General features: G+C 41.8%; 20 protein-coding genes. 5 read left to right on the forward strand and 15 right to left on the reverse strand.

Annotation, left to right across the window (positions count from 1 at the left end; genetic code table 11):
• Nucleotides 1-27: 27 nt before the first annotated feature.
• Both CHX27_RS07495 and CHX27_RS07500 read left to right on the forward strand, forming a co-directional pair.
• Nucleotides 28-774 (forward strand): MlaE family ABC transporter permease, encoded by a 747-nt coding sequence (locus CHX27_RS07495; protein ID WP_094486144.1) that lies wholly within the window; start codon nucleotides 28-30, stop codon nucleotides 772-774.
• Nucleotides 771-1,532: an ABC transporter ATP-binding protein gene (locus tag CHX27_RS07500; protein WP_094486145.1), complete on the forward strand. Its 762-nt coding sequence runs from the start codon at nucleotides 771-773 to the stop codon at nucleotides 1,530-1,532. The genes CHX27_RS07495 and CHX27_RS07500 overlap by 4 nt, the downstream gene beginning before the upstream one ends.
• Nucleotides 1,533-1,563: 31 nt before the next feature.
• Here CHX27_RS07500 and CHX27_RS07505 read toward each other — a convergent pair whose 3' ends face one another.
• The 8 genes from CHX27_RS07505 to porU all read right to left on the reverse strand — a co-directional run bounded on the left by CHX27_RS07505 (nucleotide 1,564) and on the right by porU (nucleotide 12,519).
• A complete protein-coding gene (locus tag CHX27_RS07505) occupies nucleotides 1,564-2,625 on the reverse strand; it encodes a mannose-1-phosphate guanylyltransferase (protein WP_094486146.1) in 1,062 nt (353 codons plus the stop codon).
• The gene (locus CHX27_RS07510; protein WP_094486147.1) at nucleotides 2,615-3,220 is read right to left on the reverse strand and encodes a SprT-like domain-containing protein; all 606 of its coding nucleotides are present in this window, start codon (nucleotides 3,218-3,220) and stop codon (nucleotides 2,615-2,617) included. The genes CHX27_RS07505 and CHX27_RS07510 overlap by 11 nt, the downstream gene beginning before the upstream one ends.
• A 45-nt stretch (nucleotides 3,221-3,265) precedes the next feature.
• Nucleotides 3,266-3,946: an SDR family NAD(P)-dependent oxidoreductase gene (locus CHX27_RS07515; RefSeq protein ID WP_094486148.1), complete on the reverse strand. Its 681-nt coding sequence runs from the start codon at nucleotides 3,944-3,946 to the stop codon at nucleotides 3,266-3,268.
• A gap of 211 nt (nucleotides 3,947-4,157) precedes the next feature.
• Nucleotides 4,158-5,750 carry a 2-oxo acid dehydrogenase subunit E2 gene (locus CHX27_RS07525; protein WP_094486150.1) on the reverse strand — a complete coding sequence of 531 codons (1,593 nt, stop codon included), beginning with the start codon at nucleotides 5,748-5,750 and terminating at the stop codon, nucleotides 4,158-4,160.
• Entirely contained in the window at nucleotides 5,751-6,752 is a 1,002-nt protein-coding gene (pdhA, locus tag CHX27_RS07530) for a pyruvate dehydrogenase (acetyl-transferring) E1 component subunit alpha (RefSeq protein WP_094486151.1), read from the reverse strand.
• Nucleotides 6,753-6,906: 154 nt separating this feature from the next.
• Nucleotides 6,907-7,389, reverse strand: coding sequence for a cytidine deaminase (cdd, locus tag CHX27_RS07535; protein ID WP_094486152.1), 483 nt, complete (start codon nucleotides 7,387-7,389; stop codon nucleotides 6,907-6,909).
• A gap of 74 nt (nucleotides 7,390-7,463) precedes the next feature.
• Nucleotides 7,464-8,636 (reverse strand): type IX secretion system outer membrane channel protein PorV, encoded by a 1,173-nt coding sequence (porV, locus tag CHX27_RS07540; protein WP_094486153.1) that lies wholly within the window; start codon nucleotides 8,634-8,636, stop codon nucleotides 7,464-7,466.
• Between the two features lie 40 nt (nucleotides 8,637-8,676).
• Nucleotides 8,677-12,519 (reverse strand): type IX secretion system sortase PorU, encoded by a 3,843-nt coding sequence (gene porU, locus CHX27_RS07545; RefSeq protein WP_094486154.1) that lies wholly within the window; start codon nucleotides 12,517-12,519, stop codon nucleotides 8,677-8,679.
• Nucleotides 12,520-12,719: 200 nt separating this feature from the next.
• Between porU and gldJ the strand changes: the two genes are divergently transcribed.
• The 3 genes from gldJ (at nucleotide 12,720) to CHX27_RS07560 (ending at nucleotide 19,193) form a co-directional block, all read left to right on the forward strand.
• Nucleotides 12,720-14,429, forward strand: coding sequence for a gliding motility lipoprotein GldJ (gene gldJ / locus CHX27_RS07550; protein WP_094486155.1), 1,710 nt, complete (start codon nucleotides 12,720-12,722; stop codon nucleotides 14,427-14,429).
• Nucleotides 14,430-14,523: 94 nt separating this feature from the next.
• A complete protein-coding gene (locus tag CHX27_RS07555; protein WP_094486156.1) occupies nucleotides 14,524-15,825 on the forward strand; it encodes a UDP-N-acetylmuramoyl-tripeptide--D-alanyl-D-alanine ligase in 1,302 nt (433 codons plus the stop codon).
• A gap of 98 nt (nucleotides 15,826-15,923) precedes the next feature.
• Complete coding sequence (locus CHX27_RS07560) at nucleotides 15,924-19,193, forward strand: T9SS type B sorting domain-containing protein (protein WP_094486157.1); 3,270 nt, start codon at nucleotides 15,924-15,926, stop codon at nucleotides 19,191-19,193.
• Here the strand turns inward: CHX27_RS07560 and CHX27_RS07565 are convergent.
• The 7 genes from CHX27_RS07565 to CHX27_RS07595 are packed head-to-tail and all read right to left on the reverse strand — an operon-like array spanning nucleotide 19,177 to nucleotide 23,630.
• Entirely contained in the window at nucleotides 19,177-19,815 is a 639-nt protein-coding gene (locus CHX27_RS07565) for a hypothetical protein (RefSeq protein ID WP_094486158.1), read from the reverse strand. The two genes, CHX27_RS07560 and CHX27_RS07565, sit on opposite strands and share 17 nt — an antisense overlap.
• Complete coding sequence (locus CHX27_RS07570; protein ID WP_317048277.1) at nucleotides 19,815-20,858, reverse strand: D-alanine--D-alanine ligase; 1,044 nt, start codon at nucleotides 20,856-20,858, stop codon at nucleotides 19,815-19,817. The genes CHX27_RS07565 and CHX27_RS07570 overlap by 1 nt, the downstream gene beginning before the upstream one ends.
• Nucleotides 20,851-21,552 (reverse strand): NRDE family protein, encoded by a 702-nt coding sequence (locus CHX27_RS07575; protein ID WP_094486159.1) that lies wholly within the window; start codon nucleotides 21,550-21,552, stop codon nucleotides 20,851-20,853. Before CHX27_RS07575 ends, CHX27_RS07570 begins: the two co-directional genes overlap by 8 nt.
• Nucleotides 21,540-22,028 carry a hypothetical protein gene (locus CHX27_RS07580; protein ID WP_094486160.1) on the reverse strand — a complete coding sequence of 163 codons (489 nt, stop codon included), beginning with the start codon at nucleotides 22,026-22,028 and terminating at the stop codon, nucleotides 21,540-21,542. The genes CHX27_RS07575 and CHX27_RS07580 overlap by 13 nt, the downstream gene beginning before the upstream one ends.
• A 3-nt stretch (nucleotides 22,029-22,031) precedes the next feature.
• Nucleotides 22,032-22,409 carry a DoxX family protein gene (locus CHX27_RS07585; RefSeq protein WP_094486161.1) on the reverse strand — a complete coding sequence of 126 codons (378 nt, stop codon included), beginning with the start codon at nucleotides 22,407-22,409 and terminating at the stop codon, nucleotides 22,032-22,034.
• On the reverse strand, nucleotides 22,409-22,870 hold the full coding sequence (locus CHX27_RS07590) for a YHS domain-containing (seleno)protein (protein ID WP_094486162.1): 462 nt from the start codon (nucleotides 22,868-22,870) through the stop codon (nucleotides 22,409-22,411). Before CHX27_RS07590 ends, CHX27_RS07585 begins: the two co-directional genes overlap by 1 nt.
• 58 nt (nucleotides 22,871-22,928) lie before the next feature.
• Nucleotides 22,929-23,630 (reverse strand): Crp/Fnr family transcriptional regulator, encoded by a 702-nt coding sequence (locus CHX27_RS07595; protein ID WP_094486163.1) that lies wholly within the window; start codon nucleotides 23,628-23,630, stop codon nucleotides 22,929-22,931.
• Nucleotides 23,631-23,730 lie beyond the last annotated feature (100 nt).

Here is a 23,730-nt window from a genome sequence, read left to right on the forward strand (position 1 = left end):
TACTACCTTTACTCTAATTGAAATGCTATGATGTTATTGCGCTATCTGACTCAAATGGGTCGGTATTTTTTAATGATCAAAGAGGTTTTCAACAAACCAACTAAATGGTCGGTTATGAAAGGACTCATCCTTAAAGAAGTCGATGATCTGATAATCGACTCGTTAGGAATTGTATGCTTCATTTCCTTCTTCGTAGGCGGTGTGGTTTCGATACAAACGGCTCTAAACCTCACTAATCCCTTGATTCCCAAATATCTTATTGGTTTCGCAACCCGACAATCCATTATTCTCGAATTTGCACCCACATTTATTTCGATTATCATGGCCGGAAAAATGGGTTCGTTCATTACATCCAGCATCGGAACCATGCGCGTTACCGAACAAATCGATGCGCTCGAAGTTATGGGCGTTAATTCTCTAAACTACCTAGTTTTTCCAAAAATCATAGCCCTGCTTTTGTATCCGTTTGTGATCGGAATCTCGATGTTTCTCGGCATTTTCGGAGGTTACGTCGCAGCAGTTTATGGCGGCTTTGCCAGCAGTGCCGACTTTATTGCTGGAACTCAAAACGAATTTATCCCCTTTCACATCGCCTATGCCTTCATAAAAACGTTCATCTTTGCTATTTTACTCGCAACAATACCGAGTTTTCACGGCTACTATATGAAAGGTGGCGCACTAGAAGTCGGTAAAGCATCGACCGTTTCCTTCGTATGGACATCGGTTACCATCATTACCATGAATTACATTCTAACTCAAATGCTGCTGACATGATAACAATTACCGATGTTAAAAAGGCATTTAACGGCAGTCAGGTTCTTAAAGGAATATCGACCGTTTTTCGAACCGGTGAAACCAATCTCATCATCGGACAAAGCGGTAGCGGAAAAACCGTTTTGCTGAAAACACTACTGGGAATTCACAGTCCGGATTCAGGAACTATCGACTTCGACGGACGCATTTACGCCGATCTTTCCAAAGACGAACGCCGGGAATTGCGTACCGAAATCGGCATGGTATTTCAAGGCAGTGCCTTATTCGACAGCATGACCGTGGCCGAAAACGTAGCTTTTCCGCTGCGGATGTTCACCACCAAGTCGAGAGCTGAAATCAACGAACGTGTCGATGTTGTTTTGCAACGAGTAAACCTAATCGACGCGCATAAAAAATTACCTAGCGAAATCTCCGGCGGTATGCAAAAACGAGTCGCCATTGCTCGCGCCATCGTAAACAATCCGAAATATTTGTTTTGCGACGAACCAAACTCGGGTCTCGATCCCAACACCGCTATTCTTATTGATAACCTCATTCAGGAAATCACCAAAGAATACAACATCACAACCGTGATTAACACCCACGATATGAACTCGGTGATGGAAATTGGTGAAAACATCGTATTCCTAAAAAACGGAATCAAAGAATGGCAAGGCGATAAATCGCAGATCTTCGTAACCGACAATAAAGCCGTAACCGACTTCGTCTATTCGTCGAATTTATTCAAGAAAGTTCGCGAAGCGAATTTGAAAGGCTAAACAACCTAAGTTCGACAACGACGCCCGTTAATTACAAACGCGCAGCTTCGGCACTAATTTCCTTTATCGATTGCTCGTCGGATAACGGATAAATTAAGATCGTATCGTGCGTTTCTACAATCATAAAATTGCTCAAGCCTTTTACTACGATACGTTTGTTCGAAGTCGTGGAAATTACATTTCCATTCGATTCTTTACTCAATAAACGCGCATTAACCACCGCATTATTTTGCGCATCTTTAGGCAACTTTTCGTACAATGCACCCCAAGTTCCCAAATCGTTCCAGTCGAAACTCGCGGGCAAAACAACAACATTTTGTGCCGGTTCCATCACGGCATAATCGATAGAAATATTTGCTGCTTGCGGATAAACTTCCGCTAATCTTGCTTTCGTCTCCTCAGTCGTTTGTACTTCGCTAAAAACCGAGAACAATTGTATCATTTCCGGCTGATACTTCTCAAAAGCACTCAATACCGAACGTGCACTCCACACAAAAATCCCTGCATTCCAATAAAAAGTACCAGCAGCTAAAAATTCCTTGGCTGTCTCTAAATCAGGCTTTTCGCGAAATTGCTTGACACGTTTAAATGCACCTAAATTTTCCCCACTTTCAATGTATCCAAAACCGGTATTCGGAAAGGTCGGAACAATTCCCAATGTAAGCAACACATCTTCGCGCGAAGCATACTCCATGGCCAAATCAACATCGGATATAAACGCCACTTCGTCTTCAATAAAATGGTCGCTCGGTGCCACGATAAAAACAGCATCCGGATTTGCTAGTTTAATTTTTAAAGCTGCAAACAAGATACACGGCGCCGTATTGCGCATGGCGGGTTCGGCTATAATGTTATCGTGATACACTTTAGGCAACTGCTCTGCCACCAAAGAAACGTACGCCTGATTCGTTAAAACCAAAATTTGCGACTCAGGAACAACGCGTTGCAAGCGATCGAACGTTTGTTGCAATAAACTTTTTCCCGTTCCCAGCATGTCGTGAAACTGTTTCGGGTGCTCGGCTGTACTCACCGGCCAAAAGCGCGAGCCCACACCACCAGCCATTATCACTGCAAATCTGTTGTTATTTTTCATGCGTTATCTGTTTAACTTCTGCGTTTGGTCTAAATTTGAATCGCCGTCCTGTTTGCACTTCCGTACATTCAATCAGTTTTTGAATTAAGCCTACTTTTCGAAAAACCCGACCGTCGGGCGTTTGAAAGTAACTGTTGTACGGCAAAGTAAATAAATAATCGTATTCCGTTTGCGGATCGTACTTCTTAAATGCAATCGTTAACGTAACATCGGTTCCATCGCTAGCCGACGGGTTTCGCAAATGACGCGCTAACAATTGCAATAAATCGGCTGGAAAAACCCCCGTATTCAAAACCGGCAACATCAACGTTCGAAACTCGTGTTTCCACTCCAAACCATGCGGTTTTATACGCCGACCGTATTTTTCAAATGCCGTCAAATGCGCAATTTCATGTACCAGCGTCATCAAAAACCGATACTTATTTTTACCGCCGTTTACCGTAATTCGGTGTTTGCCGTCGGCTTCTTTTCGATAATCACCGTGCTTGGTTTTCCGATCGTTCACAATCTGCAAATGCACACGCCAATGTACAATCAGGTCGAAACAGTAGTCGACCGCAGCTTCGGGTACGTATTTCGCTAAAATATCTTTCACAGTGGTGAAACGGTTGTGTGCATCAGTTCGATAAAAATAAAATTTTTACGGAGTCGACAACGCCACTGGCAGCACTTTTCCGTTGAAAAAACGATGACCGTTTTGCACAAAATCGGCAATAAAACTACCCATTTCCGGCGCAGTTACCGGCGCTACGTAATCCGGAAACGCCTCTGCTAACATTTCGGTTTGCACAGCTCCCAAAGCCAACAAATTAAAATAAATTCCTTGTTCTTTAAACTCTTCTGCCAACAGCTCAAACAACGTAATGAGTGCGCCTTTACTGCTGCTATACGCCGCCAAACCCGAAAATTTGCTGCTTCCTTGAATGCCACCCATCGAACTGATTCCCAAAACATGCGAACCGCGGTGCAAAAACGGTAACAACGCCTTCGTGAGCATTGCCACAGCAAAAACGTTCACCCGATAAACCGATTCAAAATCGGCTAAGGTAAGCGACTCAAATTTCTTGCAAATCAAAGTTCCTGCGTTGTGAACTAAACCATCTATGCCACTTATTTCCAAAGATTTAAGTGCGCTAGCAATTTTTTCTCCTTCGTTGTCGACCGATAAATCTGCGTTTAACTTAATCAATCGATCCGATTCTAAATTTACTTCGCTAGCGTTTCGACTTACTAAAACCACGCGCGCGCCAGCGTCCAGCAGTGTTTTTACCGTTTCAAGTCCAATTCCGCGCGAAGCTCCTGTTACTAAAAATGTTTTCATATGTATTTGGGCAGTCCGGCCCTAAAAGCGTTATCAAAAAACGGATCTGCGCCGGGCCGTCGCGCTTTCCGCTGCAATCTTTTGTTCCTTCGCAAAGCTACGTAACAAAAGGATTTTCGCTACAATCGCTACTGCGAAAATCAAACCATAAAAAAACCGCTCTTTGAAAGCGGTTTTTTTATTTATAATGCATTTTTCAACTTTTCGTGAATTACGCAAGCATAGTAACAGGTTGTTCCAAATACATACGTAAGGTTTGTAAGAACTGTGCTCCAATAGCGCCATCAACCGTGCGGTGATCGCAAGCTAAAGTAAGAGTCATTGTATTTCCTACAACAATTTGTCCGTTTTTCACCACCGGCTTCTCAACGATTGCGCCTACCGACAAAATCGCTGAATTAGGCTGGTTGATAATCGAAGTAAATTCACGAATACCGAACATACCTAAATTCGAAATGGTAAAGGTACTTCCGTCCATTTCATCAGGTGTAAGTTTTTTGCTCTTCGCACGACCTGCCACATCTTTCACAGCATGTGTAATTTCAGAAAACGACATTTGGTCGGCAAATTTCAACACCGGAACTACCAAGCCGTCTTCCACAGCAACCGCCACACCAATGTGAATGTGTTTGTTGATTAATGTAGCTTCTTCCGTCCAACGTGAATTTACTTTTGGATGCTTGCGCAACGCCATTGCCGACGCTTTAATTACTATATCGTTATACGAAACTTTCGTGTCTGGAATGGCATTAATGACGCTACGAGCTGCAATTGCTGCGTCCATATCAACTTCAATTGTCAAGAAGAAATGCGGAGCGGTAAAACTCGATTCCGACAAGCGTTTAGCGATGATTTTACGCATTTGCGAATTCTTCACTTCCTCAACCGACTCGCTTCCAACCGGCTTGTACACCGGAGCTGAAGTTGGAGCAGCAGCGGCAGCAACTGGAGCAGTAGCAGCCTGAGGTTTGAAGTTTTCGATATCTGATTTAATAATACGTCCGTTTTCTCCAGAACCTTTCACTTGACGCAAATCAATTCCTTTTTCTTCAGCCATTTTGCGTGCCAAGGGAGAAACAAACAAACGACCGCCGGTGTGAGCTACTTCTTCAACCGCAGCAGCAACGGGTGCAGCTACAGCAGTTTCAGCAGCTTGTGGTGCAGCTGGTGCAGGAGCAGCCGAAGCCCCGTTAACGCCCGAAACATCTGTTCCGGCTGGACCAATAATTGCCAACATGCTATCCACTGGAGCCGATTCGCCAGCTTTCACACCAATTTTAAGAAGCGTTCCGGAATGAAACGATTCGAATTCCATGGTTGCTTTATCTGTTTCGATCTCTGCAAGAATATCACCTTCTTTAATGGTATCTCCTTCGACTTTAAGCCAAGTAGCAACAGTTCCTTGCGTCATCGTATCGCTCAAGCGCGGCATAGTAACTACAATCACGCCTTTTGGCAATGCACCGCCAGCAGCTGGAGCAGCAGCCTCGGCAACTGGAGCAGCTTCTTGTTTTGGAGCGGCGTCTGCTTTTGGTGCAGCTTCTGCAGCAGCGTCGTATACTTCGCCAGCTTCACCAATAACGGCAAGCAACGAATCTACAGGCGCTGTTCCGCCTTCTGGCACACCGATGTGTAGCAACACGCCCGAGTTGAACGATTCAAACTCCATGGTTGCTTTATCTGTTTCGATTTCAGCTAATATATCGCCCTCTTTCACCTGATCTCCGACCTTCTTTAACCATTTAGCAACAGTTCCTTCAGTCATCGTATCACTCAGGCGCGGCATGGTAACTTTTGTAGCCATCTATTTCAGTTTATGAGGTAAAAATGGATAATCTTTTTGTTCGTAAACCACATCGTACAATTGCTGTACTTCTGGGAAATCCGATTCTTCGGCAAATGTGGCACACTCTTCGACTAAATCTTTCACACGCTCATCGATAATTTCTATCTCGGCATCGGTTGCGTATTTGTTCTCTTTAATGATGTCGAGAACTTGTGTAATTGGGTCGATTTTTTTGTACTCTTCTACCTCGTCTTTGGTTCGGTATAATTGTGCATCCGACATCGAGTGACCTCTGTATCGGTATGTTTTCATTTCAAGGAATGTAGGGCCATCGCCGCGTCTTGCACGTTCAATAGCTTCGTGCATCGCTTCGGCAACTTTCACAGGATTCATACCGTCAACTGGTCCGCATGGCATTTCGTAACCCAAACCGAGTTTCCAAATGTCGCCATGGTTTGCGGTTCTTTCTACGGAAGTACCCATTGCATAGCCGTTGTTCTCAACGATAAATACTACAGGAAGTTTCCACAACATAGCCATGTTAAAAGCTTCGTGCAGGGAACCCTGACGTGCAGCACCATCACCAAAATAAGTTAAGGTTACGCCATCGCGACCAAAATACTTATCTGCGAAAGCAATACCTGCACCTACTGGAATTTGCGCACCCACGATACCGTGACCACCGTAAAAACCGTGCTCTTTCGAGAAAATGTGCATCGAACCACCCATACCTTTCGAAGTACCGGTAACTTTTCCGAGTAGCTCGGCCATTACTTTTCGTGGATCAACGCCCATTCCGATGGGTTGCACGTGATTTCGGTACGCGGTAATCATTTTATCTTTCGACAAATCCATTACGTGTAGTGCACCAGCTAACACTGCTTCTTGACCATTGTACAAGTGTAAAAATCCGCGAACCTTTTGCTGAATGTAAAGCGCCGCTAGTTTATCTTCGAACTTGCGCCAAAACAGCATATCCTCGTACCACTTCAGGTAAACATCCTTAGTTATTTCTTTCATTTTTTTAAACGATTGTGATTGCTTGACAAATAAAAAACAGTTCTCAAGCGCAAAATAGTTTCCTCACAGCTAGCTTTGCCGGTTTAAACTGTCGGCTGCAAAAATAAAACAATCATTCCGACGAGAAAAATGTAAATATTTTATTTTTAACGAATCAGAGGAAGTTTTTATCAAAAGTGAACGGCAAGAGATCTTTTATCGAGTCGGATTTGAAAATAGCGCCTTCCGCACCCATAAAAAAGAGCTCAATATTGTTGTTTGCGAGCATTTCGTATTCTGCAAGCGACTGCCGGCAGGCACCACAAGGCGGTATGGGATGCAGATTATCCTTATTTTCGTTACAGGCGGTCACAGCAACTGTTTTTACTGCCACACCTGGATACTTTGCACCTGCATAAAAAACCGCTACTCGCTCGGCACAGAGTCCGCTGGGATAAGCTGCATTTTCTTGGTTAGACCCTGTAACAACCGCTCCGTTTTCGAGTAAAATAGCAGCACCTACTTTAAATTTTGAATACGGCGCATAGGCTTGATCGCGAGCAATAATAGCTTCTTGCATCAAAGACGCTACGTTGGCTGGCAATTCAGACAGGTTTTCATAAGTTGTGAACTCAAGATGTACGCTTTGTTTTTTCATAAAGTTCGGAGGAAAAAAAATCCAAATTCTCAATTTTTGAAAATTTGGATTTTGTTGATATCATAGTTGTTCTTCTAATATTCGTCGTATTGCTCACCAAAGTTAAACGTGAGTGAAAATCGCAAGGTGTTTTCCAATGGATTTCGAACGCGGCTCGCCGAAAACAGATACGAAACATCTATTTTCACAATGTTGTATTTGAAACCTGCGCCAAGAGAAAAGAACTTACGAGCACCTTTAGTTTCGTGTTCGTTAAAGTACCCTAATCGCATGGCAAAGCTATCTTGGTAAAGATATTCTGCAGCTACCGAATACGTAAACTCGCGCAATTCTTCGGCAAAACCATCGGGAGCGTCGTTAAACGATTTGAAAATACCATCAACCCAGCCTACTCTTCTGTATTCATCATTGATAATGGAACGGTCGGTGCTATCAATTTCGCCGTCCCCATTTACATCGGTAATTTCTTGAGGCGTTGGAACTAACAATTTCGTTAATTCTAAGCTTACACCTACCTTATTGTAATCGTCGAAAATAAAATCGAATCCTCCTCCTAATCGCATGTTTGCAGGCAAGAAATTAGTGCTCAGTTCATCAGCATCGTAGCTGATTTTCGGACCTAAATTTTGGAAATTGAATCCGGCACGCCATCTTCCGTTAAAATCGCTGTACGCCTGTTCCTCGGATTGGTAATAACCGGCAACATCGACCGCGAATGAGGAAGCTGGTGAAGCATCGCCATTTCCTGCCTGTATACGAAGTTGTGAACGTATGTAGCGTCCGGCGACCGACATCGAAAATCGCTCGCTGAGCTTTAACGCATATGAACCGTCGATAGCAAACTCGTTTGGTGTTACAACCGTGCCAATATCGTCGAAGGTTTCCTGCAGCCTTATCTCACCAAGTCCAAAATAGCGCAAAGAACCCGCGAAAGCAGAGCGTTCTCCGATGCGATTATAGTATGTAACTTGTGCTAATGCGATATCGTTAACTAAGTCGGTCAGATAAGGCGTGTAGCTCATCGAAAAACCTTGTTTATCGATAATAAATGCATACTTCGCTGGGTTGTATTGCTGGGAAAAAGCATCGGGAGAAGTTGCCACACCTTGATCGGCTAAACCTGCTGAACGCGCATCGGCAGCGACAAGTAAAAAGGGAACTCCGGTCGTTATCACTCGGTTGTCGTCTTGTGCAAAACCCTTGAACATTGCCAACAAACCAAGTAGCAATACTGATTTTCTTTTCATTCTAACGTCTGGAATTATATGAAACAAATATAGTTTTTTTCTAAAGGATAACAAGTTTCTCAATTTTTTCGGATGTTTTTCCCGTTGCTTTCGAGCGTACGGTGAGTTTATAAATGTACGTTCCCTTTCCGATTTTATCTCCAAAATCGTCGCGACCGTCCCAAGTAATACTTCGGCTGAGGAAACCTTCGGTGTTAATTACTTGATTTCTAGTCCAAACCACTTTTCCAGTGATGGTCATAACTTGAACTTGAACGTCTAGATCTTCAAAGGGCCTGTTGTGGGTGAACCAAAATTCTGTATAATTTACAAATGGGTTGGGGTAATTTAGGACATTTTTTAGAGTTAGACTTTCATCTCCTACTACAACAAACTGAATTTCACCCGACACGGGATTGTTGTATACATCCCAAGCTGTAACCTTAATTGTATGTAATCCCGGTTCTAAATTAGTGAACGGAAATCGAAGTCGGCCACGAGCATAGTTATTTTCATCGGATTCGTAATAATCGTTCATGATAAATGGCTTGCTTTCATCGTTATCGAGAATCGCAATAATATCATGACCAATCCCGCTCGCAGTATTAATCCCGTTCTCGTCTTCAAAAATTGCAAGAAGAAACGGACTCTCATTGGTGATTCCTCCGTTTACAAAAGTTTCGTCGTTCATGAATAAACGGACCTGCGGAGGCGTGTTATCTACTGGCGGATTTGGATTTATGCCGCCTACTCGAATCGCGGTATTTACGCCGGTCTGATCAATAGCTTGGCCCGTTCTTTTGGCATAAAAACTAATTCTACCGTTCCCTACAGGAACTCTAATATCGCGCGGCACTATGAATTCAACGTCAAATCTTCCCGCAGTCACAGAAGCATTGCCCCGAAAAATAGTTTCACCCAAATTCATGTAATCCAAAATGATTAACTGACCACTGCTATTGGTAGTTCCGTCGTTAGCCAAAGTTGATCGCTCGATATCTTTATCGTAAACGGTGATACTGGCATCGCCGATATAATTACTCAGTAAAGTGTTTCCAGTTTCATCGCGAATTTCTCCAGTTAGTTTTACTTTAGAAAGCGCCTGAAGATCGACAATTCCGTTTTGAATTGGCGTGTCATTCACTTGCGTTAAAACGATCGTTGGTTTTGGAATAGCCAGTTCTAGAGCCGGATCTCCGATGTAAAAAACCATCAGCGGATTGCTCGACGAATCGTTCTTCGAATTTCGGAGCGCTTCCGCGATAGAGCTTAAATCGTTCGTTCCATATCCGTATAAGTTTGATGCAATCTCTTCGTTAATCTGCTGTCCGGCATCGATGGTAATCTGGCGTGTGGTGGTAAGCAAAGAAATTGCTCCGCCTGCTGGATTCCAATACATAAATTCTCCAGCGGTTGGTCGGCCTGGATTGTCAAAACGAGTGAATTCACATGTTATCGTAACGAACAGCGGATATTTGTAACGATTCGTTAGGTTTTGCACATCCGTTTTTTCAAGAATACGTTCATGCGCTAAACCATCTTCTCCGCCGTGTCCGAAATAATTGAAAACCAGAGCACCTTTACCGAATTCGTTTACAAAATCAGTACGCGCTTTCGGATATCGATCGCCTCCCGCAGAACTTTCCTGAATATAGCTATCGGTGTGTATTTTCGTAACATTAACAAAGGGTTTTGCGGCTACAATATCGGCGGCCAATTCATCAATACCGCGTTGCAAGCGCGCTTCAGTGGCGGCATCGACGTCGTCGGAAATGAGAACGAAGTTGTTTCTCCAACGACCGTAGGATTTAAAATCGTAATACTCGATCACTTTATTAACCATTTCGGCAGCTTGTGCAAGTGAGTTTACGGGCATTCTGCCGACAGCTACGTCGAGACCTGTCGCAGCAGCGGGATTCATATTCCCTTCGGAATCATCCAATAAAACAAAAAAGTCGTCTGAGATAAAAGACGAAGAGAGCGAGAACGGATCTACGGCATGAAAAATAGGGACGAAATTAGTGTTGTTCCGTGTTCGATTTAGTGGATCGTATGAAGCATCGCCAAAAAGACAGAGGTATTTGAGTCGGTTTTCTGGCGACGATGCATTGTGATACACGTATCTGATGAAATTTCGGATAGCGCCAATGTCTTGTTTACCACCTCCAAATTCGTTAAATATGGGCTCTAATTCTACGACTTTAACGTTAAGACCGCTTTGAAGTCTATGAAAATTTGCTAAGCGCTCGGCTTCAGAAGCAAAAAGTTTTGGTGTGATTATGATGTAATCGATGTCTGTAAAAGCAGCGCTTTGCGAGTTAAATATGGTTCCTTTTAGATTTTGATTTACCACCTTGGAATTAGAAAGCCTTCTCGGAGTGAGAAAGTTCTGTTCGTCTACGACGAGAAATCGCGGGCTATTGGCAGTTTCAAACTTAAAACTCAACGTATTTTGAGCTGCTGCATTTGAAATTGCTTTCACATTATAAATGTCTGTGATATCCCATATTTGTTCAATCCCTGAGGAGTTAGTGATATTAAACTGTGCGACAGGCTCAGCTGTTGGTAAATTATCAACCCAAAATCTGTACGATGTATTATTGCCTGCAAGCCGGGCTTTAGCTCTAACTATAATATAGTCTAAAAATCCTCTAGATCCTGGAACTCCGTTGTTGTCGAATTCGACATCTACAATCATGTTTTGAGTTGCAGGAACTGTAAAAGTGCTATTACCGGCAAAACCTTGTATAGTGGTACTGTTTGCAATGGTAAGAGCGCTTAAGTTTATCGTTGTTCCCGCAGCACCGTTAACTAAGAAATTAAACTTAGTGGCAGTGAACGCCGATGCGCAGGCAGAAACCGTAATTCGTGCTTCGGTTCCAGCAACTAATTCCGGCAGCTCAAATTCAAAGGAGCGTTCGTTTTCTACGGTAAAATCTTCGCCAAACCACCTTCTCCCTAAACGAGCTACGTTAACCAAGTCTTTTTCATGGTATAAGTACGCGTCATAACTGTCGAAAGTTGTTGTAGCGGCTTGCTCAGGTTCCACGAAAGTGGAAATTCGTTTCCCTTGCCCACTCACCGTTATATAATAATAGGTCTCAGTAGCGTACAAGTTATTGTGGGTGACATTTTCTAAGCTCCAATTGTCTACTCCTTCGCCGTAGAACAAAATATAATCTGTAGCATCAAACTTACCATCGGATTCACCGGCTACAAAAATCGCATTTTCGGCTAAATCGGTGGGATAATCAACATTGTTTCGCAGCGGAAGCATTCGTCCTCCGTTTCCAAAAAGACGAATTTGCCGCGGATCAATTTGATTGACGTTAATGCCCAATTGTTGCAAGAAGGAACGAGAAATCTTGTATAGACCCGATTTTTCAATGGCAAATTTGTACCAATTTCCCGAAGTTAACACTGAATTTTGAATACCGGTAAACGAAGCCTGAGCACGCTCTTGAACTTCCTGTTTCGGGCGTAAATTATAAGAAAATGACTCTAAACGAACAGCTGCTCCGTTGATACGAGCAACCGCATTAACCTTAATTCGCGCTTTTGTTTGGTTTCTGCTCTTTGAAATAAAAAAATTTGCATTGAAGTTATTGGGCAGCTTTACTTGTCCAAGTGTCGACAATTGTATGCTTGAAAGTGGAGCGGTTACTACGTTTGTTAATTCTACATCGTAGCTCCCTGAGCGAATGTCCTTTAATATTTGTGCGTACTCGATTATATGCTCCTCAGCATCATATACATAATGTGTGGCATCAAAAGAAAGCGGATTGATTAGCTTGCCCGTCGCGGCATTAAATTTCGGCTCACTCCAGATGATAGATATGGAACCATTTGTTTGCCCGAACAAACGAATAGAAACGACAAGGAAAATTACTAGAAATGTGCGCATCAGTAAGGAAACGTAAACTTTTGGTAAATATTTCGGCGGTAAAAATAAATTTAAAATGTAGGGAAAAACAATAAATAGATGCTTAATTCGTTCTAAGGTTGTGCAGATTTAAGAAAGCACTTGTAATTGTTTAAAAATGTGTTGCGATATAAGAGTTAATTGTTATATTGCGCTCCAAAATTTTATTACCTGCTGAACGTATGAAAATAAACAAATTTCCGGCTGTACGCTTGATTTTGTCGATGGCACTTGTCTTTGTTGCTGCCAGTTGTAGCAAAAATTCTGGCGGAAAAAACACTTCTTCCGCTACTGGATGGAAGTTAAACGACAAGCGAGGAGGATTTCAAGTAAACACGAAGTACAAGAACCAGCAAGCTGCTCCAGGCTTAGTACTCGTTGAAGGTGGAACTTTTACTATGGGTAAAGTTCAAGATGATGTGATGCACGATTGGAACAACAGTCCAAACCAGCAACACGTTCAGTCGTTCTACATGGATGAAACTGAAGTTACCAATTTAATGTACATGGAATACTTAGATTGGTTGAAAAAAGTTTTTCCACCAACGGAAGACAACTATAAAAATATTTACGAAGGTGCTTTGCTTGATACTTTGGTATGGAGAAATCGTTTAGGATATAACGAAGCGATGACCAACTATTACTTGCGTCATCCAGCGTATTCCAATTACCCAGTTGTTGGTGTTAACTGGATTCAAGCAACTGAATTTGCTAAATGGAGAACTGACCGTGTAAACGAAGCACTTCTTGAGAAAAATGGCTACTTGAAAAAAGATGCTAAGATTTTAAATCAAAGTGCAGAAAGTACATTTAGTACTGAAACGTACTTGGCAGCACCTACAAAAACCTACGGTGGTAACGAAGAAATTGTATTGAAAGGTAGAAATGGTAAAGCGAAACCAATTAAGACTAAAGGTTCTAAAGGTCAGCCAGGTGAAACGAAAGAGCCTACCAATATTTATGCTCAAATCAGTTCAGGTATTATGTCACCTGAATACAGACTTCCAACAGAAGCTGAATGGGAATATGCAGCTGCTTCTGACGTAGGTAATCGTGAATACAACAACTACAAAGGACAAAAGAAATATCCTTGGAAAGGAACCTACACGCGTTCAGGAACTAGAAAATATCGTGGCGATCAATTAGCCAACTTCAAACAAGCTAAAGGTGACTACGGTGGGATTGCAGGCTGGTCTGACGACGGAGCAGATATCACAAACGCTGTAAAATCGTATCCACCAAACGACTTTGGATTATATGATATGGCAGGTAACGTATCAGAGTGGGTTGCCGACGTTTATCGTCCAATTGTTGATGATGAAGCTAACGATTTCAACTACTATCGTGGAAACGTGTATACCAAGCAAAAGATTGGTGAGGATGGTAAAGTAGAGTTAGTAACTCCTGAAAATATCAAGTATGACACTATCAGCAACGGTAGAATTATGGCGAGAAATTTTCCAGGACAAATTGCGACGGTACCAGTTGATGAGAAAGAAACTTATCTACGTCAAAACTTTGACAAGTCAGACATGAGAAATTACCGCGACGGCGACAAGCAATCTACTCGTTACTTTGACTTCGGTAACTCCGAGGACGATGATAAATCTAAGGATACAAAACGCATGTACGACTCTCCTAAGCACAATGTTTCGGTTGATAGCATAGGACAGATGACTAGAAAATACGATAAGTCTAGCAAAAGAACTACGCTTGTAAACGATGATGTTCGTGTTTTCAAAGGTGGAAGCTGGAGAGACCGCGCTTACTGGTTGGATCCTGCACAACGCAGATATTTCCCACAAGATATGGCTACTGATTACATCGGATTCCGTTGCGCCATGTCGCGTGTTGGTCCGAAATCAGACAAGAAAAAACGAGCTAGAAATTAAGCTCCAAAAAAAGTAATCTTAGAGTAGCCGATTTCACAAGAATCGGCTACTTTTTTTTAGTATTTTCATACACTTTTATATTATCTCGTTGCTCATGTCGATATCTGACTTACACCAATTATTTTTAGAATCTGCCGGTATTTCAACTGATACGCGTAAAATCAGATCAAACTCAATCTTTTTTGCACTTCGAGGACCAAATTTTGATGCGAACAAATTTGCGGCAGACGCACTTGAAGCGGGCGCTGCGTACGTAGTAATTGACAATCCTAAATATGTGATCGATCACCGTACGATCTTGGTTGATAATTGCCTAATTGCTTTGCAACAATTAGCCCACTATCACAGAAATTTTCTGGGCATTCCTATTATTGCACTTACGGGCAGCAACGGAAAAACAACCACAAAAGAGTTAATCCATGTCGTATTACAAGAAAAATTCAATACCAAAGCAACAGTTGGCAACTTAAATAATCATATCGGTGTTCCGTTAACACTGTTGTCTTTCGACAGAGAAACTGAAATAGGAATTGTTGAAATGGGCGCAAACCATCAGAAAGAAATTGAACAACTATGTCGAATAGCTGAGCCGGATTTTGGTTACATTACTAATTTCGGAAAAGCGCACCTCGAAGGTTTTGGCGGTATCGAGGGTGTCATCAAAGGAAAAACGGAATTATACAAACATTTAGCAGCACGACAAAAGGTAGCATTCATCAACGCCGACGACAGCACACAAGTTCAAAAATCTAATAGTATAAAAACTGTTTCTTTCGGAATTTCAAATGCTAAAGCTGATATACAATTTCAAAACTTAACAAACGAGGCTGAAGTAGGCGTTATGCTTCGTGACCAAAAAATTGTGTCAAAACTAGTTGGCAAATACAATATCCCCAATATTTGTGCTGCAGTTGCAATTGGTACTTACTTCGAAATTCCAATAGAAAACATTAAATCGGCAATTGCACAATACACACCTACAAACAACCGGTCGCAAAACATCAAAATTGGAAAAATTGAGATTATTTCCGACGCTTACAATGCAAATCCAAGTAGCATGGAAGCTGCTTTAAAAAACCTTTCGTTGTCAAAAGCAGCACGCAAATTGGCTATTTTAGGAGACATGTTTGAATTGGGTGACGAAAGCCCCAAGGAACACACACTGTTGATCAAATTAGCAAATGATTTAAAGCTGCCGACTATATTTATCGGACCAAGTTTTTCCGCCGTTAAGGACAGGTTTGAACACCAAGGTTTTTACACTAGTTTCGATGATTTTGAGCTTAATTTCAAACAGGACCTAACTGATACATTAATTTTAGTGAAAGGATCTCGTGCTATGGCATTGGAACGCGTAATTCCATTGCTAGAAAAGATACAGCAAAAAGTTAATTAAAAGGATGAACTGAAATGCTTAAAATCAGTTGTAAAATATAAAAAATTTAGTATTTTTACAAAAGTTAGGTATTTTCCCCATCTCTAAAAGCCGTTACCATGAAGTACGTGCTGTTTTTCTTATTACTTTTTTCGCAAAGTTACGGCCAGCTTACCGCATTCACCGTTGACGTTACACCTACGCCCGAAACCTGTCCTTCAAACGGAAGTATTTCTATTGTTGTAAATAATCAGACGGCAGGTAGTAACATTACTTTTTTCATATACGAACTTCCCAATACAACAACTCCCGTAGATCAATTCAGTACTTTAACACGTGGCACACTCACTGCGGGGAATTACCGCCTAACAGCCGTACAAACTTTAGGAAACGAGCAAAATTCGGCCAGTGAAGACTTTACTATACTACAACAATTAACCGAACTTGACTTTTCGATTGCACAAAGCGTAGCCAGCAACTGCAACACTAACGCAGGCGTTTTAACAGTCAATGTTGCTTCAGGAAACCCTCCGTATTTGTTTGATATTATAAGCGGACCAATCATTTTTCCGCAACAAACTTCCAATGTCTTTTCCGGATTACCTTCCGGAGAATTCTTAGTACGTGTTACGGATCAGTGTGGTTCAGATGTTTTTGAATATACGTTGACACTGCCGCTGAATCAAATATCCATTGGCTTAAACACATTACCACTAACCATCAACTCGTGCACGTCTACCACATCCACAAATGCATTAACGGCTAGTAATGGAACCACTTTAATCTATCCATTAACTGCAACTTATACGATTAACTACCCAACAGGAACAGTGGTTGTATCTACTGTGATACCAAACGGACCGCTCGATTTACTTGAACTTAGCCGCGATTTTGAACTATTTCCAGGAGTAACTTACACTTACGACCTACAAATAGTCGACTCTTGCAACACAACGTTCAACAGTAATGGAAACGAAATATCATTTGCTCCCTCTGTGGCATTAAGTGGCGAACCTAACGAATGCTCACAAGATAATCTGATTTTGAGTGTGAGTAATGTTTCTCCTCCCTATTTTGTCAATTTCACCACTGCGCCAGCCACTTTTGTTCCGACAGATTTTGTTGCAACTTACCCCGGACCATTTACAGAAACTACAATCACATTTGGAAGTGAAACTGATTTACCGCCTCCCGGAATTTACGAAGTATCTATTTCTGATGCTTGTGGACGAACTGCGACGGCGCAATACGAAATAATCGAAGAAGAAATTGAACCCGAAACACGAGCATCAAACGCCAATTGCAACACAGGTACGGGAACCATTCGTATTTCGCTTCCGCAGAATAGAGAAATCGTACAAGCAACGATGGTGGCCGCACCTGCTGCGTATCCCAATCCAGTTCCCTTAGACGTTACTGGAAATATAGTAGCTAGTAGTGGCGATTTAGTTATCACGAATTTACCTGTGGGTACTTATGATTTTACACTAGTAGATAATTGCGGAACCATATACGATGCGACCGACGTTACCGACGCTACTATCCAGCCTTACCAACCTCTGGCGCTTAATGCAAGTACCGCGGCCAGTTGTACCTCTGGTTTTGGATCCGTTCGTGTTCGCTCTGGAAATGATGCCTTAACAAGTCTGCAAATAATTGCAGCTCCAGCCGCCTATCCCGTTCCGTTACCTGCCAATGTTTCTACGTTTTTAACAAGTGGAACTGCTTTTATCCCGACTTTACCAGCTGGAAACTATGTATTTGAAGGATTAGATGTCTGTGGCGTGCAACAGACGCTTGCAGTGACCATTGTTGGTTATATTAGTGGCACAAACAATTACAACTACGAGCAAAATTGTGGATCGTTTAATTTAACGGTAAACGATACGGGAAGTATTTTAGGAAATAGTTATTGGTGGCAACGATTTAATCCAACGGAACAAGTCTGGGAACATCCGCTTACTGGAGAAAATTACCCTGAAAATACGGATCCAAATGAAACAAATTCTATTGCATTAAGCAACGGACAAACGCTTCTAAATCAATCAATAATAGGCACGTTTCGAATTATAAAAGTGTATCAAAGCTTTAATAACGGAAACGCTAATTGTTATGAAATTTTTGAACCTTTTACATTTTCAGGCGACTTAGAAGTAGTCTCTGCGCTAAACATCGACTGCTCAGGAAGTGCTTCAAATAAAGACGTTTTAATCCAAGTAAACGGTGTTCCTCCGTACGATTTCAGAATCTTAGCAATTGATGGCGTACCATCTGTACTAGAGAATGGCAACAATAACATTTTTGAGAATCTTACAAACGCCATTTATGATTTTGAAATTGAAGATTCCTGCGGCCGACGAATTTTCTATTCCGTTAACGTAAATACCATACAAGCTGTTGCTGTTGCTAATTCGCCCGCAAATCCAGACATTCTCGAATGTGTGACTGAAAATCAGACAATTGCAAGCTTTGATTTAACGCAACTTCAACAAGAAATCCTTGGAAATCAACAAATTGGCCCGTATCAAATCAATTACTTCGTTGATCCAGGACAAAGAGACAGTAATACAAATAGAATCGAAAATCCCAGTAGTTTTCAAAATACGACCAATCCGCAAATCATTTACGTCCGCGTCGATAACTTAGCGGTTGATATTTGTTACGGTCGAACACAATTTACTCTTTGGGTAGGTGAAAATCCGACCTTACAACCACAACCAGCACAAATTCTCTGCGAAAACGGCGACGATGTCTTTTTATTTGGGGAAAATGGATTTGACAGCTATCTGTGGAGCACCGGATCGACTGCACAGTTTATTCGCGTCGACGAAGCAGGCACGTACACCCTTACGTGCCGAAACAACTACGGTTCTCAATTCTGCGAAAGCACTATCGAATACGTCGTAACTGCAAGCTCCTCCCCTACCGATCTCACCATTGTAACTTCAGACTGGACTGAAAATCAAAACTCGATTACAGCAGTGGCAAGCGGCAATGGTACTTATGAATACAGCATCAATGGCGGTCCGTTTCAAAATAACGGAAATTTCACCGATCTCACGCCTGGCGTATATTCGATAACAGCAGCCGATGTTTTTGGTTGCGGCGATCTCAGTAGAGATGTTGTGCTATTAAATTATCCAAAATTCTTCACCCCAAATGGAGACGGATTCAACGATACGTGGCAGATCAAAAATGCCGTATTTGAACCGGGTATTGAAATAATAATTTTCGATCGATACGGAAAAATTCTAACTTCTCTACAATCCGATAGCGAAGGTTGGGACGGTACGTACAACGGACAAAATATGTTCTCCGACGATTATTGGTTTCGGGTGATCCGCGCAGATAAACGAATTCACCTCGGACATTTTACTTTGAAACGCTAATTCGTTTGTACAGCAGTATGGATAATTGAACCACGCCTAAGAGTAAAAACGCAGCTCCCAAAATCTGCTTCAACGAAAATGTACCGGTAAATGCGCCACTATTTAAATAACTGAGACAGAAAATAAACGTTAACATGCCCACGGTAGTTCCTATTAACGTCCCACCCAAGTAGAAGCTAAATCGATCAAGCCTTGTGTCGGCGAACTTAGAAGAAACCACGTAAATGTTCCAAGCTACCCAAAACGGCAATTGAAAAAAATTTAAACTACTTAATACAATACCTCTTTGAAACGAACCGAAACTTTCGAAAGGATTGGCTACTGTAGTTTGTGTTTCCACAGAAGAAAACAGCAGGGAAAAGCCGATGGCAATCAAAAAGAAATTCGAAAACAACTTCAAAAAAAACTGCAAACGCTGTTGCTTACTCAACAGAGCCGCGAAATAGAACGTGCTCGAAATTACTAGGGCTTCAATGAGTACAACTCCAGCAATAAAGGCAAGTAAATCGGCGATTCCGATTTGGGAATAAATTGAAAAGCCTACTAAATTTAAGTATCCAAGCGGAACCGACCCTATAAAAGAGATGACAAATCCGGCCAGTAGCGCTCTAAGTACTTTCATTAAAAATTTTGGATGGTCTGATTGAGCTTGTTATGCATGCGTAATTCTGCCATGCCTTCGCGAAACGTAAGGTATCGAAAACCGCGTTTGTGATTCATCCTAGAAATACGATACATGTACGCGAAATGTCGGCACAACTCGTTCCAAGCAAAGAAAATCCCGTGCTTCGGATCATAAATATGTGTCGGTTCACTACCTGCACCATTCACTTCCACAAACATAAAATTTTTCCCCGCTTGTAAATCGGCTTTTGATTTAAACATCACATCAATTCGTCCGAAATAAAAATCGGGCATTTGCTTTACATATTTTTCAATACCTAAACACATTTCAGTTGTAATCCAATCCGAGTAATCGTAAAATTTCGATCCGCGAGCGTGATTCCCAAACGGAACAATAATTTTACTTTTTCCAACTTCTAAAACCTCTTGCAAATTAATCGCACCTTGCCTTTTAATCGCCGAAAGTTGCATCGCAAAACGTAAATTTTTCAGCAATAACTGTTCAATCGTCGATTTTCCATCACCAACCACAGTCAAAAATTCTTTACCAACAATTCCGGTAATGCGCCCGTTTTCTTCGCCAGGCAAGCGCACATAAAAGATTCCTACCTCACTGCTGTACGGAATCAGATTTTGTAAAATGTATTTGAAGTCGGCTTGTTGGTGATAATTCAACCATTGTTCTGAGTTTTCCAACTTAACAACAGCCGATCCGCGCAAACCCATATCGGGCTTAGCAATGCACGGAAATACAATGTTGTTGCGCTCCCGTTCGGCATTACAGCTCTCGAAATCTGCATCCGGCGAAACTAAAATTGTAGTCGGATACGCTTCTTTGGGTAACTGATCGTAAATATCTTTCTTACTTTCATTCAAATAACCGCCGTTCTTGATATTCGGATTGCAAGCATTAAAGAAGAAAATATGGCGCTCGCGCAAGGCATAAAATGCCCATTGAAAATAAATGGGAACATAAACCACTTGAAACGGCCAATATTCCCAATTGAATAGTTTATGAAAAAAAATGCGGATTTTAAGCAACGGATATCGGGTTTTCTTTGTTTTCGAGCAAATCAACATACTTCATTTCCAAACCTGTATCGGTTTCTACTAATTGAGTAATGCTTATGGTTTGCAGTTGATTTGCGCGCTTCATTACTATACCGTTTTGAGAGTTTCCGGCATTTTTCAAGTTGTGAAATTTGAAAATGGTATCGGCATCTGGCTGCGGATTCCTTTCTAAAAACTCGGCAAACCAACGTTCGCGTTCCAATCGGGTTTCGGCATCGTACAAGGTAGCCGACGAATAAATATGGTTGTCGTTTCTCGATAAGAGCTTTAGAAACTTTTCGGAACCATTCCAACGAAATTCGTGTAAACTACCGTTTTGATAAATCACTAAGGTAAAAGGCTCCACGCGATCGAGATCAATCGAATCGATACCCGCAATAATATCGTCTTGAATCAGTAATTCCAAGACAATCAAACCTCTACTTAGTCGGTACGGCGGTTGGTGTTTGTGCTTTTCGAAGGCGCCATTCAGTAAAACAATGGCTTTTTGCTGGGTATCGGTTGCAAACCAAGTTCCGCCGGCAGCAGGATCTTTCGGAAAAAAAACCGATTTCCCTTTCACTTCGTAAAACCGCGGCGTTTCGGCACGACGATAAGTAACCTCGTCGCGGTTCGAAGTGATAATTAATTTATTGTTTTTGGAAACAACAGTTACTGTGCACATTGCTGTCGGTAAGCTATAGTTGAGCGCGCAACGCCAAAACTTTCAGGAATGTCGATATCTTTAATTCCGAGTAGCGCCACTTTAATCAAGGCTTGATGATGTATGCAATGCTCGTAGTTGTAGAGCAATTCGCGCTGATAATTTGTAGCGATGTTCAGGTTTTGTCCGTCGACGGTTTGCACTAAGGCAAGCAACTTATCATCTTTGATCAAGCTTACTTTCAGACCATTTATAGCATCAATGGCTGCTGCTACCGAAGTTTGAAGCAGCAGGTCGCGCTTACGGTTGTCGTAATGAACCTCGGCTGTAGTGTAAGCTTGTTCCAAACACTGAAACATTTCGATAATATGACGCGTGTGTTCTCCAATGCTGGCTTCGCTTAAAGAAGAATTCTTAGCGGTATAAGCAGCATTATCGAGCTGTTCTAAAACAAACAGCAAATTATCAAGTCCAGCGTCAACAGCAGAAAACATCATGAGTTACATTTTAGTTTCAATCCTTTTTACGGGATATCTAAATACAAAGAAAGAACAAACAAGAACAATTACCGCCAAAATAAACAAAAATCCGCCGTCGTTCTGCACTTCCAGTCCTAAAACAAATATATGTGAAAAAACCGCGCCAAACATAGTTCCTCCGGCAAGTAATGCGCCCCAACGTGAATATTTACCTGAAATCAGCAAAATAGCCGCAATTAATTCAACAATACCCGAACCGATACGTCCAAACGGTTCAACACCCAGCTGTGTGAAAATCCAAACACTTTCAGCGGCTCCTGTAAATTTGAAAAACAAAGTTTGCAATAAAATGCCAGCTGCGGCAAATCGGGCAATGTGGTAAACAATTTTACTTTTCATTACTGATTGATTTTACGCCAATTTGCATCAGCTTTGGTTTTCAAATTCTTTTCATCCTTATTCCAACTTTTTAAAGTGTTGTTAAAGTACGCATTGTAAAACAAATACAATTTCCCGTCTAAAATTTTAAAAGTCTTTACATCAACCTCAACCTTTTCGCCATTAGCACCCATCGCATACGCGCACCAGCCGCCGTATTGTGGAACGTACTTTTTTGCATCGGCCAAAAACAATTTTTGGTTTGCTTCCGACTTAAAGTAATACGTTACCCCGCGAAAAGACGCTTTAAACTTAGCATCGCCTTTCTGCGGACCGCCGTTCGAGAAATACGAAACCGGATCGTAGCCTTCCAGCGCCAAGCCTTTTTCAACATTGTAATTCGAAATTTTGTCAGCGCTTTGCTGACCGTAGCTAACAGCCATCCCGGCTACCAACCACAATAGTACCATACGTAATTTCATTTTGTTAGGTTTTAAAGTTGAAGCAAAGTTGCGGCAACTCACAAAATGAAAATGTCGGTTAGCCGACACTTGCCACTAATTTCTTAAAATTAGCGTAATTCGGAAAGGTAATTTCTTTGCGGTTATAGGTAATAACGCCCGTATTTTCAAGCTCCGACAGCAATTGAACGGCAGTTTGCCGCGACGAGCAAATAATTTGAGAAATGTCGGCCTGCGTCAGAAAATTCTCTAAGGTAACCGTTGATCCCGTTTTTACGCCGTCTTTCTCCGACCAATCGTTTAAGAAGTATAACAAACGTGATTTGGCTTCTTTTCGCATCAAGTTTTGATAGCTGTTGCGAATCCGACGCATTTTAAAGCCTACGAATTTGGTATAACTGAGCGCTAATTCGGGATATTTGAGCAATAAGTTCTCGAAATCGGCTACGGTAAAGCTGCAAATGAGCACTTCGTCGGAAAGCACTTTCGCTTCTGTGGTGTAGGTGGTATCGGGTTCCAGCGTGAGGGCGCCAAACAAATCGCCGCGTTCGAGCAAATCTTCAACCGATTCGTTGCCCGCTTCGTCGGTCACGGTAAGTTTTATACGTCCTTTTTTAAGTAGGAAAATCCGCGGTTCTTCGATTTCAGATAGGCGGATAATCTCGTTGTGCTTTGCTTTTTTAAAACCCGTGATGATACAGAGTTGTTTGATTTGCTCGTTTTTAAGCACTTGAAACAACTTATGGTCGCGCAGGTACCAATATTTTAGTGTATCACTCATGTGCTAAAATTACAAGTTTTGTTGAATTGCAAGAAAGAATTTTTAACAACTGTTTTTTAGCACACGACAAAAAACATAATTGATTAAAAATCAATAAAAT

Source organism: Flavobacterium aurantiibacter (assembly GCF_002251775.1).
GTDB lineage: Bacteria > Bacteroidota > Bacteroidia > Flavobacteriales > Flavobacteriaceae > Flavobacterium > Flavobacterium aurantiibacter.

Coding starts and splice junctions, on each gene's coding strand:
- CHX27_RS07515 (WP_094486148.1), bottom strand. CDS start 3,946: ATGAAAACATTTTTAGTAACAGGAGCTTCGCGCGGAATTGGACTTGAA.
- CHX27_RS07505 (WP_094486146.1), bottom strand. CDS start 2,625: ATGAAAAATAACAACAGATTTGCAGTGATAATGGCTGGTGGTGTGGGC.
- CHX27_RS07500 (WP_094486145.1), top strand. CDS start 771: ATGATAACAATTACCGATGTTAAAAAGGCATTTAACGGCAGTCAGGTT.
- CHX27_RS07575 (WP_094486159.1), bottom strand. CDS start 21,552: ATGTGCACAGTAACTGTTGTTTCCAAAAACAATAAATTAATTATCACT.
- CHX27_RS07590 (WP_094486162.1), bottom strand. CDS start 22,870: ATGAAATTACGTATGGTACTATTGTGGTTGGTAGCCGGGATGGCTGTT.
- CHX27_RS07555 (WP_094486156.1), top strand. CDS start 14,524: ATGTCGATATCTGACTTACACCAATTATTTTTAGAATCTGCCGGTATT.
- CHX27_RS07595 (WP_094486163.1), bottom strand. CDS start 23,630: ATGAGTGATACACTAAAATATTGGTACCTGCGCGACCATAAGTTGTTT.
- CHX27_RS07585 (WP_094486161.1), bottom strand. CDS start 22,409: ATGAAAAGTAAAATTGTTTACCACATTGCCCGATTTGCCGCAGCTGGC.
- CHX27_RS07565 (WP_094486158.1), bottom strand. CDS start 19,815: ATGAAAGTACTTAGAGCGCTACTGGCCGGATTTGTCATCTCTTTTATA.
- CHX27_RS07560 (WP_094486157.1), top strand. CDS start 15,924: ATGAAGTACGTGCTGTTTTTCTTATTACTTTTTTCGCAAAGTTACGGC.
- pdhA (WP_094486151.1), bottom strand. CDS start 6,752: ATGAAAGAAATAACTAAGGATGTTTACCTGAAGTGGTACGAGGATATG.
- cdd (WP_094486152.1), bottom strand. CDS start 7,389: ATGAAAAAACAAAGCGTACATCTTGAGTTCACAACTTATGAAAACCTG.
- gldJ (WP_094486155.1), top strand. CDS start 12,720: ATGAAAATAAACAAATTTCCGGCTGTACGCTTGATTTTGTCGATGGCA.
- CHX27_RS07580 (WP_094486160.1), bottom strand. CDS start 22,028: ATGATGTTTTCTGCTGTTGACGCTGGACTTGATAATTTGCTGTTTGTT.
- porV (WP_094486153.1), bottom strand. CDS start 8,636: ATGAAAAGAAAATCAGTATTGCTACTTGGTTTGTTGGCAATGTTCAAG.
- porU (WP_094486154.1), bottom strand. CDS start 12,519: ATGCGCACATTTCTAGTAATTTTCCTTGTCGTTTCTATTCGTTTGTTC.
- CHX27_RS07495 (WP_094486144.1), top strand. CDS start 28: ATGATGTTATTGCGCTATCTGACTCAAATGGGTCGGTATTTTTTAATG.
- CHX27_RS07525 (WP_094486150.1), bottom strand. CDS start 5,750: ATGGCTACAAAAGTTACCATGCCGCGCCTGAGTGATACGATGACTGAA.